This is a genomic window from Azospirillum sp. A29, from assembly GCF_042604625.1.
Taxonomy (GTDB): domain Bacteria; phylum Pseudomonadota; class Alphaproteobacteria; order Azospirillales; family Azospirillaceae; genus Azospirillum; species Azospirillum palustre.
The window spans coordinates 2278271-2291402 of record NZ_CP170466.1; the positions used below are offsets into that span (position 1 = coordinate 2278271).

Annotated in this window: 12 protein-coding genes; 6 read left to right on the forward strand and 6 right to left on the reverse strand. The window is 69.3% G+C overall.

What is annotated here, in order from left to right; all coding sequences use genetic code 11:
• Nucleotides 1–24: 24 nt before the first annotated feature.
• Together ABNQ38_RS25805 and ABNQ38_RS25810 are read right to left on the reverse strand one after the other, a co-directional pair.
• A complete protein-coding gene (locus ABNQ38_RS25805; RefSeq protein ID WP_377808710.1) occupies nt 25–912 on the reverse strand; it encodes an NAD(P)-dependent oxidoreductase in 888 nt (295 codons plus the stop codon).
• A gap of 30 nt (nt 913–942) precedes the next feature.
• Nucleotides 943–1368: a tellurite resistance TerB family protein gene (locus ABNQ38_RS25810; RefSeq protein WP_377808711.1), complete on the reverse strand. Its 426-nt coding sequence runs from the start codon at nt 1366–1368 to the stop codon at nt 943–945.
• A 173-nt stretch (nt 1369–1541) separates the two neighbouring features.
• On the opposite strand from ABNQ38_RS25810, the gene ABNQ38_RS25815 reads away from it, so the two are divergent.
• Nucleotides 1542–2489 carry an AEC family transporter gene (locus ABNQ38_RS25815; RefSeq protein ID WP_109452611.1) on the forward strand — a complete coding sequence of 316 codons (948 nt, stop codon included), beginning with the start codon at nt 1542–1544 and terminating at the stop codon, nt 2487–2489.
• 207 nt (nt 2490–2696) lie between these two features.
• Complete coding sequence (locus tag ABNQ38_RS25820) at nt 2697–4388, forward strand: methyl-accepting chemotaxis protein (protein WP_377808712.1); 1692 nt, start codon at nt 2697–2699, stop codon at nt 4386–4388.
• Nucleotides 4389–4428: 40 nt separating this feature from the next.
• Here the strand turns inward: ABNQ38_RS25820 and ABNQ38_RS25825 are convergent, their stop codons facing one another.
• Nucleotides 4429–7194 carry an ATP-dependent DNA helicase gene (locus ABNQ38_RS25825; protein WP_377808713.1) on the reverse strand — a complete coding sequence of 922 codons (2766 nt, stop codon included), beginning with the start codon at nt 7192–7194 and terminating at the stop codon, nt 4429–4431.
• Between the two features lie 112 nt (nt 7195–7306).
• Between ABNQ38_RS25825 and mtgA the strand changes: the two genes are divergently transcribed.
• The 3 genes from mtgA to ABNQ38_RS25840 all read left to right on the forward strand — a co-directional run bounded on the left by mtgA (nt 7307) and on the right by ABNQ38_RS25840 (nt 10294).
• On the forward strand, nt 7307–7981 hold the full coding sequence (mtgA, locus tag ABNQ38_RS25830) for a monofunctional biosynthetic peptidoglycan transglycosylase (RefSeq protein ID WP_377808714.1): 675 nt from the start codon (nt 7307–7309) through the stop codon (nt 7979–7981).
• Nucleotides 7982–8105: 124 nt separating this feature from the next.
• Nucleotides 8106–8630 (forward strand): flagellar basal body-associated FliL family protein, encoded by a 525-nt coding sequence (locus ABNQ38_RS25835; protein ID WP_377808715.1) that lies wholly within the window; start codon nt 8106–8108, stop codon nt 8628–8630.
• Nucleotides 8631–8923: 293 nt separating this feature from the next.
• Complete coding sequence (locus ABNQ38_RS25840; protein WP_109047959.1) at nt 8924–10294, forward strand: DEAD/DEAH box helicase; 1371 nt, start codon at nt 8924–8926, stop codon at nt 10292–10294.
• 135 nt (nt 10295–10429) lie between these two features.
• On the opposite strand, the gene ABNQ38_RS25845 is transcribed toward ABNQ38_RS25840, so the two are convergent.
• From ABNQ38_RS25845 to cobS, 3 genes are read right to left on the reverse strand one after another with little or no spacing between them, the layout of a single operon-like run.
• Nucleotides 10430–10960, reverse strand: a complete 531-nt coding sequence (locus tag ABNQ38_RS25845) for a pyridoxamine 5'-phosphate oxidase family protein (RefSeq protein ID WP_377808716.1) — start codon at nt 10958–10960, stop codon at nt 10430–10432.
• A gap of 52 nt (nt 10961–11012) precedes the next feature.
• Nucleotides 11013–11657: a histidine phosphatase family protein gene (locus tag ABNQ38_RS25850; RefSeq protein WP_377808717.1), complete on the reverse strand. Its 645-nt coding sequence runs from the start codon at nt 11655–11657 to the stop codon at nt 11013–11015.
• Nucleotides 11654–12475 (reverse strand): adenosylcobinamide-GDP ribazoletransferase, encoded by an 822-nt coding sequence (gene cobS, locus ABNQ38_RS25855; protein ID WP_377808718.1) that lies wholly within the window; start codon nt 12473–12475, stop codon nt 11654–11656. Before cobS ends, ABNQ38_RS25850 begins: the two co-directional genes overlap by 4 nt.
• 141 nt (nt 12476–12616) lie before the next feature.
• Between cobS and def the strand changes: the two genes are divergently transcribed.
• Nucleotides 12617–13129, forward strand: coding sequence for a peptide deformylase (gene def, locus ABNQ38_RS25860; RefSeq protein WP_098739148.1), 513 nt, complete (start codon nt 12617–12619; stop codon nt 13127–13129).
• Nucleotides 13130–13132: the final 3 nt, after the last annotated feature.

The following is a 13132-nucleotide window of genomic DNA, read 5'->3' on the forward strand; positions in this document are numbered from 1 at the left end:
TCCGCCCCCGGCCACCCGCCGGGGTCAGCGGGCGAACAGGCGGTAGAGGGCGGAATGGTCCAGGGCGCCATCGCCCTGGTCCACCAGCATCTCGAACAGCTCCAGCGACAGGCCGAGCGTCGGCAGGTCGATGCCGGACTGCTGCGCCAGCTCCTCTGCCTGTTTCAGATCCTTGACCTGGGTGGTAACGCGGCCGCCGGGCGTGAAGTCGCCGCTGACCATGCGGCCGCCATGCAGGTCGAGGATGCGGGATTCGGCGAAGCCGCCGCGGATGGCGTCACGCACCTTGGCCGGATCGGCGCCGGCCGCCCGGGCGAGCGCCAGCGCTTCGGCCACCGCGCCGATGGTCAGGGCGACGATGACCTGGTTGGCCGACTTGGCGATCTGGCCGGCGCCGCTGTCCCCGACATGGGTGATGCGGCGGCCCATCGCCTGCAACACCGGCAGTGCACGGGCGAAGGCAGCCTCGGACCCGCCGGCCATGATGGTGAGGATGGCGCCCTCGGCCGCCACCGTCCCGCCGGAAACCGGCGCGTCGAGCCACTCCGCCCCGGCGGCGGCGACGCGCTGGGCCAGCGCGCGGGTGGCGGCGACGGCGGTGGTGCCCATGTCGATCACCAGATGGCCGGGGCGCAGGACCGGCAGCAGAGCCTCGGCCACCGTCTCCACCGCCGTGGTGTCGGTCAGCATCAGGATGACGATTCCCGCCTGTCCGGCGACGGCAGCCGGGCCGGTGGCGGCGATCATCCCCTCCGCGGCCAGTTCGGCGACCGGGCCGGGGCTGCGGCTGGACACCACCAGTTCCGCGCCGGCACGGGCGAGCGCTCGGGCCATCGGCTTGCCCATCAGGCCAAGCCCGATGACGCCGACGCGCTGGCCGGCGAGATCGGGGCGGATGGTTTCTTCGGTCATGTCGAGGCTTTCACTATACGTGGATTAGGGTCACAGGCGCATGTGGCGGGCGCGGGCACCGCGCTCGATGGCGGCGGCGCACAGCCGGTCGACCCCCAGCCGGTGGCGGATCAGTTCCAGCATGCGCAGTTCCTCCTGCGATGCCTTGGGGTCGGCGGCGGCGATGTCGCAGGCCACCGCATAGGCGGTCTCCCGCAGCTTGGACGGCAGCGCCTGCTCGATGATGGTCAGCACGGTGTCCAGCCCGTCATTGTCGGACAGCATGGTGGTGCATTCGCGGGTGGCGGCCATCACCTGATCGCCGCTGTAGTCCTTGAAGATCGGCAGGTAGCGCACATTCTCGCCGATGGCTTCCAGTTCAAGGTCGGTCATGTCGCCGTCGCAGGCGGACACCAGGACCATGACGTAGATGAGTGCGCTGTGGTGGTCGATCATGGAATCGGTCGGCTTTCTCATGGGGCGGTCTCCGCTGGGGAGTGGTCGCGTGTAAGGTCGGCAATCTCGAACGCCGCTTCCGCGGCGTCAAGCATGGCGTCCGACGCCGCCTTCGCGCTGTCAAGGGTGCCATGCCGGGAGTGGAGGGGTCGGCCGCTCGACGCGACGGTTGGCGTTGCCTATTGTCGCGCACCATGAACGTCGTCCTCAATGTCGCATTTCCCGTATTCGCCATCATCCTGGCCGGCTTCCTGTCCGGGAAGTCGAAGCTGCTCGGCGCCGCCTCGTCGGAGGCGCTGAACAAGTTCGTTTATTGGATGGCGCTGCCGCCGGTACTGTTCCTCGGCACGGCACGGCGGTCGATCCCGGAGATCTTCAACGGTCCGTTCATCGGCGCCTTCCTGGGGTCGATGCTGCTGGTCTACGCCCTGGGCGCGGTGATCGGCCGCCTCGTCTACCGCGAGCGCACGCAGATCCAATGCATGCAGGGGCTGAACTCCGCCTTCTCCAACACCGGCTACATGGGCATTCCGCTGTTCCTGGCCGCCTTCGGGCCGGACCGGCTCGCCCCCACCATCCTGGCCACCGTCATCATGAGCGCCATCATGGTCGGCATCGCGGTGATCTGGATGGAGTTCGCCAACAGCCAGGGCAGCGGACTGGGCAAGGCTCTGCGCGATGTCGGCCGGGCGCTGGCGAAGAATCCGCTGATCCTGTCCACCGCCGCCGGCCTCGCCTGGTCGGCGCTGCTGCCCGGCGTCGCGGTACCGAAGCCGATTGCGACATTCTGCGAGTTGATGGGCTCCCCCGCCGGACCCTGCGCGCTGTTCGCCATCGGCCTGTTCCTGGCCTCGCAACGGCTGACCGCCGGGCTGGCGGAGGCGGGCTGGATCAGCGCCCTGAAGCTGCTGGTCCACCCGGCGCTGGCCTGGGTGCTGACGCAGACGCTGTTTCCGATGGACCCGTTCTGGACCGGCAGCGCGGTGATCCTCGCCGCTCTGCCGACCGGTGCCCTGACGTTCGTGGTGGCGAGCCAGTACCAGACCTATGTGGAGCGCACCTCCTCGGCCATCCTAGTGTCGACGGTGCTGAGCGTGGTCACGCTGTCTGCATTGCTGGCGGTGTATGCGCCAGGGGGATGACAGGCATTCGGACTTGAGTCAGCGATGTAATCTTATTGAGATTGTTGTTGTTTGCGGCTCGGTCCATTTATCGCCCGAACATTTTCCCATCGATTCTTTAAGGTATTCTTTACCGTGTGAACCTAGGTGAGTCTGGAATTGCTTTCGCCATGTCGGCCGAAGTCGGCGGGGAAACCGCTCTTTTCAGAGGTCAGCTGAGGTGTCGCTGTGAAACTTATCGAAAATCTCCGGATCGGCACGAAAATCTACGCGGTGGTGGCGGTTCTCAGCCTGATCACGCTGGGGCTGTCGATCTACATGAGCAACCGGATCGGTGAGATCGACGACCGCTACAGCAGGCTGATCGATGGAGACGTGACGTTTTCGCTGAAGCTGGAACGCATGCGCGGCGACCTCGCCAACCTCGGCCGTCAGGCCAACAACGTGCTGCTGCTTCAGGATCCCGCGGGACTTCCGCCTCTGGTCAAGGCGATGGACGACATTCAGGCGGCCATCGCCGATTCGAGCACGGTGATGAACCGTCTGGTCAGGCCTGAACACAAGGACAAGGTGGCGCGGATCGCGGAACTGACGGCAATGGTGAAGTCTTCGTTGCCTAAGCTCTTCGCGGCGAAGGAAAAGGCCGATCACGCCGGGGCTGCCGCCGTCTATGGAAAGGAAGGGCGCCCCCAGGTGGTGGAGGCCTTCAACATGGCGGCAAAGCTGTCGGATGAGGTGTCGGCCGGAGTGTACCGTTCGTCCGACGATCTGACCGACAAGACCAACCAGACGGTGTTCAACTCCCTGTCGATTGCGGTCGCGCTACTTGTCATCGGTGCCATCGGGTCCGTGCTGCTGGTCGTCTATGGCATTCGCCGTCCGGTCGCCGCCCTGAATGCGGCGATGGCGCGTCTGGCGACCGGCGACACCACGACGGAGGTGGTTGGGGCCGGCCGTGGCGACGAGGTCGGCGAAATGGCGCGGACGGTGGATGTGTTCAAGCAGAGCATGATCCGCACGCGCCAGTTGGAACAGGACGCCAAGGATGCCGAAGTCCAGGCGGCTGCGGAAAAGCGCCGGGGGACCCTGGACATGGCCCGGTCCTTCGAGGAGCGGGTCGGCTCCATCGTCGATGCGGTCGGCAGTTCCGCGACCGAGTTGCAGGCCACCTCGTCGCAGCTGGCCGCCGCCGTCGAAGAGGTCGGCGCCCAGTGCACCGCCGTTGCCGCCGCGTCGGAGCAGGCGAGCGCCAATGTCCAGACGGTCGCCGCCGCGTCGGAGGAACTGTCCGCCTCGATCGGCGAGCTGTCCGACCGGGTGGGGCGTGCCGCCGACCGCTCCCGTCTGGCGGCCGAAGGGGCTGGCGAGGCCCAGCGCCAGCTCGATCTGCTGTCCGCCTCCATCGATCAGGTCGATCAGATCGTGGCGTCGATCAATGCGGTGGCCAGCCAGACCAATCTGCTGGCGTTGAACGCGACCATCGAAGCGGCCCGCGCCGGCGAGGCCGGCAAAGGCTTCGCCGTCGTCGCCAGCGAGGTGAAGAACCTCGCCAACCAGACCCACGCGATGACCGAGCAGATCACCAACCAGATCGGCGCGGTCAAGGCGGCCTCGGGCAGGACGGTCGGCGCCATGCGCAGCATCATCGGTCAGGTGGAGGAAATCAGCAATTCCACGGCCGACATGGCGGAATCGGTGAACCAGCAGAGCGGCGCCACCGCCGAAATCAGCCGCAACGCCCAGCAGGCGGCGGTCGGCACGACCGAGGTTTCGCGCAACGTCCTGGGCATTCAGCAGGCGGAGAACGAGACGGGGGCGGCCACCAACAACGTCAAGCATGCGTCGGACGATCTCGCCCGGCAGGCTGCGATGCTGAAACAGGCGATGGACAGCTTCCTCAGCGAGCTGCGCGCCGCCTGACGGGCCACGGAACGGGAGGTGGTGAGGCGCCGGACCGCCCTCACCACCCCCGCAGGAACTCCGCCGTCTCCTCGACCGCCTGCTTCAGTCCGACGCGCCGCATCTCCACCCCTTCGGGGAAGGCGCCGGCCAGCCGGCTCGGCATCATCGGGTCGAGCAGGACGAAGACCCCGGTGTCGTCGGCGCGGCGGACCAGCCGGCCGAAGGCCTGCTTCAGGCGCAGCCGCGTGATCATGTCCTCGTAGCGGCGGCGGCCGAAGGCCTCGCGCCGCGCGCGGTGCAGGATATCCGGACGCGGCCAGGGCACGCGGTCGAAGACGATCAGGCGCAAGCTGCGCCCCGGCACGTCCACCCCGTCGCGCACCGCGTCGGTGCCGAGCAGGCAGGCGTGCTCCTCGTTGCGGAAGATGTCGATCAGGGTCGACACGTCCAGCGGATCGACATGCTGGGCATAGAGCGGGATGTTGACCTGATCCAGCGGCTCGGCGATGCGGTCGCGCACGGCGCGCAGCCGGCTGATCGCGGTGAACAGGCCGAGCCCGCCGCCGCCCGCCGCCTTGAACAACGATTTGTAGGCCGCCGAGACCTGTCCCAGATCGTCCTTGCGCACGTCGTTGACGACGAAGACGCGGGTGCGGTTCGGGTAGTCGAAGGGGGAGGGGACCTGGGCGCGGATCGCCGGGGCCGGCAGGTGGCTGGCGCCGCAACGGTCCTCCGCCGCGCGCCAGTCCTGGCCGATGTCGCCGGTGCCGTCGGTCAGCGTGGCGCTGGTCACCACCAGCCCATGGGCGGGACCGGCCAGCGCCTCGGCGAAGGGCACCGTCGGATCGACCCAGTGGCGGTACAGCCCGACATCGATGTCGCGGCCGTCGATCCGCTCCACCGCGAACCAGTCGACGAAATGCGACGGCGTCTCGGTCGGCAGGGTGCGCAGCATGGCGCGCCACCCCTCGACCGTCAGTGTGCCGCGGCGGTGCAGGCTGCGCGACAGCGCGTCGATGCGGCGGCGCTGGTCGGAGTCGAGCTCGGCGCTCTCGTCCTCCAGCCGTTGGGCCAGCCGGCGGGCCAGCGCCTCGACCGGCTCGGACAGGCGGACCAGGGATTGCTCCAGTTCCGCCGCGGCCTCCAGAAGGCCGTCCACCGGATAGGCCTTGTCGGCCTCCAGGCTGTAGGGGCCTCCCTGGCCGGCGGTGCGGGCATAGACCTGCTGGCGGGCCAGCAGCAGGAAGCGCTCGGTCGGGCCCTGCGGGTTGTCGGCGGCCAGACGCGCCGACCAGCCGTCGGCGGGCAGGACGCGGGCGCCGATCAGGATATCGTCGAGATGGCGCAGAGCCTCCTCGTCGCCGGCAACGATGTCCTCCAGCCGGCGCTTCAGGCCGCGGGCGCGGCTGCGGCCGGTCTCCTCGGCGCCCAGCAGCCAGCGGCGCAGCTCCTGCGTCTCCCGGCAGGTCAGATGGCCGGCGAAGGCGCTGTCGGCGGCGTCGAAGACATGGTGCCCCTCGTCGAAGACATAGCGGCTGGGCAGCGTCGGTTCCTCGCCGCCGCCGAGAGCCGCCTGCACCATCACCAGCGCATGGTTGGCGATGACGATGTCGGCGCGGCGGGCGCGGCGCACGCTCTTCTCGATGTAGCAGCGGGCGTAGTGGTCGCAGGCGGAATAGATGCACTCGCCGCGGCGGTCGGCCAGCCCCATGGTCGGCCCGCGCCCGGCGATGTCGACCAGCCAGCCGGGGAAGTCGCCGCCGGTCATGTCGCCGTCGCGCGTCGCCGCCGCCCAGCGCGCCATCAGTCCGACGCCGATGGCGTTGTGCGGCTGGAAGGGCATGGCGCGTACCGCATCTTCCAGGTTCAGCAGGCACAGGTAGTTCTCGCGCCCCTTGCGCAGCACCACCTTGCGCGCCTTGGTTGCCGGGTCGGCATAGAGCCGGTCCAACTCGGCATCGATCTGGTGTTGGAGGTTGCGGGTATAGGTGGAGATCCACACCGTCCCGCCATTCTTCTCCGCCCAGACCGTGGCCGGCGCCAGATAACCCAGCGTCTTGCCGACGCCGGTTCCGGCCTCCGCCAGCACGACATTCGGCGTGTCGGGAAGCTGGCGCGGGGCGAAGGCGGCGGACACCGCGCTGGAATAGTCGGCCTGCTGCGGCCGCGGCTCCGCCACCTTGCCCAGAACGTTGGCCGACAGCATGGCGGCGAGGCGGCGGCGCGCCTCGTCCGGATCGACCGGGTTCTGGGCGGGCGGCGGCGGCGGTGCGCCTTCCTCCCACTCCTTGATGCGGGTCCAGACGCGCAGGCCCGAGCGGGCGGCACCTTTCTCCGGCCCGTCGGGCTTGCCGAGCGCGGCCAGCACCGCCGCCGCCCAGGGCCAGCCGGCACGCCCCATCTCCCAGGCGAAGGCGACGGGATCGGAGGACTCCTCCCGTCCGGCAGCGCCCAAGTCGCCCAGCAGACGGCGCACGGCGCGCTGGAGGGCCAGCGCCTCCGCCTCGTGACCCTCGGGGGTGGGCAGGTCGAGCGCCTCGGCGATGCCGCGCGGGGTGGGGACGCAGAAGCGGGCCGGGTGGACGAAGGCGAACAGTTCCAGCACGTCGAAGGCCGGGAAGGCGTCGATCCCCAATCGGCGGGCGAAGGCGCGGGCGTGGCAGACCAGAGGGGGCTGGCGGCGCACTTTCGCCGCGGCGGCGGCCAGCGACAGCTCTTCGACCTCGCCGTCGAGGGTCAGCGACACGACACGGCGCGCGCCGGCCACCATGGCGGGCGCGTCGTCGAGGCTGTGGAGCGGGGTGGGATCGGCTGTCAGGTCCATCGGCGGCACTATATGGCGGTGGCGTGCCGCAAAGCGAGCGCCGCATGTTGACGGCGCACCGCTTCACCGCCATTGAGGGAAGTCCGAAGGAGCCGAGCGGAGACGGGGCTGTATGCGGAAACTGCTGCGCTGGGCGCTGATCGGGATCGCGGGGCTGATGGCCTTCACCATCCTGTGGGCGGCGCTCTACCGGGTCGTGCCGCCGCCGGCGACGCCGCTGATGCTGATCCGGGCGCTGGGCGGCTCCGGCCTGTCGCGCGACTGGGAACCGCTGGAGCGCATCTCTCCCGCGCTGGTCGAGGCGGTGATCGCCTCGGAGGACACCGGCTTCTGCGGTCATGGCGGCTTTGACTGGGCGGCGATCGAGGGCGCTTTCGAGGAGAACGAGGAGGGCCGGCGGCTGCGCGGCGGCAGCACGATCAGCCAGCAGACCGCCAAGAACGCCTTCCTCTGGCCCGACCGCAGCTGGACCCGCAAGGGGGCGGAGGCGTGGTTCACCCTGCTGATCGAAAGCCTGTGGAGCAAGCGCCGCATCCTGGAGGTCTATCTGAACATCGTCGAGTGGGACGACGGCGTCTATGGCGCCGAGGCGGCGGCGCAGCACCACTTCAACAAATCAGCCGCGGCCCTGACCCGGCGCGAGGCGGCGCTGCTGGCGGTGGTGCTGCCCAGCCCGCGCAACTGGTCGCCCACCCGGCCCAGCGCCTATGTCGCCCGCCGCGCCGGAGTGATCGAGCGGCGGATGGCGGTGGTGCGGCGGGACGGGCTGGCCGAGTGCGTGCGGTGAGACAGGGCGCCCCCTCCACCGAATCTTAACACCCGACGCGCTACGCTCCACACTGCTCCCGCCCGGCCCGCAGGAGGCCGACCGCAAGAGGCCGCCCCCAGGAAGCCGACCCAGGAGGCCGATCATGGCCACGCATCGTACGTTGCACGGAAACCTGTTCTCGACCCCGCCTCCCGACCCGTTGCGGGACGAGCTGGCGACGCACCATGAAACGCAGCCCGATCCGGGAAACCCCACCCGTCTGCTGATCGTCGTCCTGATCGCCCTGTTCACGCTGGCCGGGCTGGCCTATGCCGGCGGCATTGCGTTGGACCGCATCCTGGAACAGCGGCGGGTCGAGACGCGGATGGGGCCGAAGCCTCAGCTGGCACGGCTGCCGGCGCTCGAGGTGCCGCTCGGCAGCGTGCGGGCGGTGGAGATGCAGATCTCGCTGGTTCTGGCGCCGAAGGTCGAACCCGACCGCATCCTGCGCTATCAGGACCGCATTGCCGACCGGCTGTTCCAGACCGTCGGCCGGATCGACAGCGAAACCCTGACCGGCCCCGGTTCCGCCGAAATCCTGAAGGCGCGCATCAAGGAGGCCGTGAACCACGAGGCGGGGACCGGCCTGTTCCGCGACATCTACATCGAACGCATGGTCGTCAAGTGATGCACGCGGGGCTCGTCCGGCGATGGGGCTTGTGTTGTGCGACGCAATAGCATATCTAGAGCGCCTTGATCGCTGGAGGCTCGCGCGTCTCTTGAGCGAGACGCGCTGTGATTGCGCAACGGCAGTCCCTTAGGGGGCAAACGTCCCAGGGTTCTAGGGACGCAATGGCCGCTGCATCGGATAGACGCCTCTCCCTCTATCGACCTCCTCCCGGCGAGTCCGCCGGTATGTCCCACGCCCGCCATAGGGGCGCGCGGGGCCGTGCCGTGTTGCTTTGAGAAGGTTGTTACAACTTGACGTTTTCCGAACTCGGTCTGCACCCGCTCGTCCTGAAGTCCCTCGAGGCGTTCGAATACACCGTCCCGACCCCGGTCCAGCTCGCCGCCATTCCGCCGGCGCTCCAGGGCCGTGACATCCTCGCCACCGCCGAGACCGGCACCGGCAAGACCGCCGCCTTCATGCTGCCGGCGCTGACCCGCACCGCCGAGCTGCCGCTGAACGGCGCCGCCACCCCGCGCGTGCTGGTGCTGGCCCCGACCCGCGAGCTGGCCAAGCAGGTCACCGACGCCGCCCGCAAATACGCGAAGTTCATGAAGCTGAACATCGTGGACGTGGTCGGCGGCATGCCCTACCGCGAGCAGCTGCGCCTGCTGTCGCGTCCGGTCGACGTTCTCGTCTGCACTCCGGGCCGCCTGCTGGACCACGTCGCCCGTCGCCGCATTTCGCTGGACGAGGTCGAGGTGCTGATCCTCGACGAGGCCGACCGCATGCTGGACATGGGCTTCCTCGACGATGTCGAGACCATCGCCAAGTGCTGCCCGCCGACGCGCCAGACCATGCTGTTCACCGCCACGCTGGATCGCCGCATGGCGCAGCTGGCCGGCAACCTGCTGCGCAACCCGGAGCGTGTGGCTGTCGAGAGCCAGGCGACCGCAATCAACGTCGAGCAGCGCCTGCACCATGCCGACGATCTCGACCACAAGCGCCGCCTGCTGCAGCATTTCGCCGCTCAGGAAGAGGTCGGCAAGGCGATCATCTTCGCCGCCACCAAGCGTGATGCCGACACGCTGGCCGAGGAGCTGAGCGCCGCCGGCCATGCCGCCGCCGCCCTGCACGGCGACATGGACCAGACCAAGCGCAACCGCACGCTCCAGCGTCTGCGCACCGGCCAGGTCCGCCTGCTGGTCGCCACCGACGTCGCCGCCCGCGGCATCGACGTGCGCGACATCACCCACGTCATCAACTTCGACCTGCCGCGCTCGGCGGAGGACTATGTCCACCGCATCGGCCGCACCGGCCGCGCCGGCGCCTCGGGCGTTGCGATCTCCTTCGCCGCCCGCGCCGACCGCGAGACGCTGGTCCGCATCGAGCGCTACACGAAGGCGACGCTCGAGGTGCATGTGGTGCCCGGCCTGGAGCCGACGCGTCCCTTCACCACTGGTGGCGCCGGCCGTCCGGCCGGTCGCAGCGGCCGTCCGGCTGGCGGCGCCGGCAAGCCGTGGCACCGCAACGGCGAGTCCAAGGGCCCGCACGCCCCGCGCGGCCCGCGTCCGGACTATGCCCGCAACGACAACCACCGCGGCGACGCCCGCCCGGACCATGGTCATGCCCGTCGTGAAGCCCACGGCAACGGCAAGCCGGCGGCCCGTGCGAAGAGCTGGTAAGTAGCATTAGCGGCGCTTCTTGAGCCCAGCTAATGATCGTTAAATGGAAAAGCCCTCCCTGCTGGCCTCACGGTCGGCAGGGAGGGCTTTTTCATGTCAGGCCGGCATCTACAGCCGGCTTTCACCGAAACGCGGTTACTGGAACGCGATCTTGGCGTGATCGCCCGGGTCCGGCGACTGGCCGGTCAGCTTCGCCTTCACATAGCCATAGGCGTAGACCATGGTGCTCGACGGGCTGTCCCAATATTCGGCCTGATCGACCGACACCTTCAGCAGCGCCACCTCGGGATCGTCCGGACCCTGGGGGAACCAGGTGGTCATGATGTCGCGCCACAGGAAGCGGATCTTGTCGCGGTCGCGCACGACTTCGGCGATGCCGGAGGCGGACACGTAATCCTGCTTTTCGGGGTTGGCATAGGCAAGATTGACGCGCCAATGGCGGTCGATCTCGTCCACCTTTTCGGAATGCGCGCGGGTGAAGAACCACAGCGTGCCGTCTTCGAACCCCGCATGGGACAGCGTCGCCATCGGACGGGAATTCAGCCGGCCGTTGTCGTCCAACGTCGTCATCATCGCGACCTGAACGCTCTTCATCATCTCCCAGAGCTTTTTGACGTCGCCCTGGTCGGGGCTGTGGCCGTGGCCGGCGGTGGTGCTATGGACCATGGTCTGCCTCTCGTTCGGTAGCCCAACTGAGACTGGGGAACGCCCGCCGCGGTCAGAAAGTTCCGGCCTGCTGATTCACTCCCCCGACAGACCAGGATCCCGTCCCGGTGTGGTGGTGGTCGATCCGGGTCAGCGACCAGGGGTCGATCCGCAGCCTGAGCGCCGCTTCCGGCGTCAGATCCAGCGCCAGCGCCAGCGCGCCGCGGATGGTGCCGGCATGGATCACCGCAACCAGATCGCGTCCGGCATGGAGGTCGGTCAGTCGCAACAGCGCGCCCGCCGTACGGTCCATCACCGTGGCGAAGCTCTCGCCGCCCGGTGGGGCATGGCGGGCCGGGTCGTCCCAGAAGCGCGCCGCCGCCTCGGCATCGCGCCGGGCCGCGGTGTCGTGGCTGATGCCCTCCCAATCGCCGAAATCCTGCTCGACAAGCGCCGGCTCCACCACGGCGGTGCCGGCAAGACGGGGGTTGCGGCTCCACAGAGCCTGGGCGGTCTGGCGGCTGCGGCGCAGCGGGCTGGTCAGCCACAGGGCGTCGCTGGGCAGGCCGGCCGCGAGGGCAGTTGCCGCGGCGCGGTTGCCGGTGTCGGCCTCGCGGTCGCTCGACCCGCAGATGACGTTGTCCGGATTGCGGACCGGCGCATGGCGGATCAGCCACCAGCGGGTGACGGTCAGGGGGGTGAGGCTCAACGCGGTCATGCCGCTGCTCCAATCAGGGCCGACAGGGTAAGCAGCACCGCGGCCTCCGCCGCCTGCTGCGCCGCGCCGAAAACGTCGCCGGTGTGCCCGCCGATCTGCCGCCGGGCAAGCGCCGCCATCGCGGCCACGGCCAGGAGGGAGGCGGCCAGCGCGGGAAGGGCAAGCCCGCCGAGCGCCAGCGCGGCGATTGCGATGCCAAAGAGGAGCGCCAGTAGCACCGTCGCCATCGCCGGCCGGCCTTGCGCCGCCGCCAGCCCGTCGCGCCGCGCCGCCGGCAAAACGCGCGCCATCGCCGCCAGCCCGCAGCGCGACAGGGCGCCGGCCGCCGCGAGAGCCGCAACCGCCGCTGGCACCGGCAGGGCGGCCAGGGCGGCGGCGCGGATGCCGACCGAGAAGACCAGCGCCAGCACGCCATAGCTGCCGACGCGGCTGTCGCGCATGATCTCCAGCTTCCGGGCGAGATCGCGCCCGCCGCCGAAGCCGTCGGCCACGTCGGCCGCCCCGTCCTCGTGCAGCCCGCCGGTCAGCCTGACGGTCACCGCCAGGGCCAGCAGCGCACCGGCCAGCGGCGGCAGGTGCAGGGCGGCGGCGGCGGCGTACACTACCCCGCCGGCCAACCCGATCAGCGCGCCGACCGGCGGAAACCAGCCCATCGCCCGCGCCGACGCGCCCTCGGCCAAGGGGCCGCTGAGCAGGCCATTCAGCGGGCCGATGGGGGGAAGGGGCAGGCGGGTCAGGAACACCAGCGCCAGGGCGGCGTCCTGTGTCCAGCGCGGCGGCGGGGAGGGGGCGGTGGTGGCGTCCGGCATGATCGGCATCGACTACGCCCAACCGGCGTCCGGCGCAACCCCGCACGGCGGGCGGTTCTGCATCGTTCGCATAGGTCCGATTCCTTGACCGAAACGCTCGGTCCGCCTACTTTGTCCGTTTGAACTTTCCCTTACCAGCATCGAGCACCCATGGCCCGTCTTCCGATCCTCGTCGCCCCGCATCCGATCCTGAAGCGCAAGGCGCAACCCGTCGCCGAAGTGGATGCGCGCGTCGTCAAGCTGATGGATGACATGGTTGAGACCATGTACGACGCCAGCGGCATCGGTCTGGCCGCTCCGCAGGTCGGCGTGCTCGACCGCGTCATCGTCGTCGACGTCCATGAGAAGGGCGAGCCGCCGAATCCGATCCGCCTCGCCAACCCGGAAATCGTCTGGTCGTCGGACGAGAAGGCGGTGTGCGAGGAAGGCTGCCTGTCGGTGCCGGAACAGTACGCCGACGTCACCCGGCCCGTGCGCATCCGCGTCCGCTATCTGGATGAAAAGAACCAACCGCAGGAGATCGAGGCCGACGGGATGCTCGCCACCTGCATCCAGCATGAGATCGACCATCTGAACGGCGTTCTGTTCGTCGACTACCTGTCGATTCTGAAGCGGAACATCCTGCTGAAGAAGGTCCAGAAGATGCAGAAGGCCACGGCCTGATCT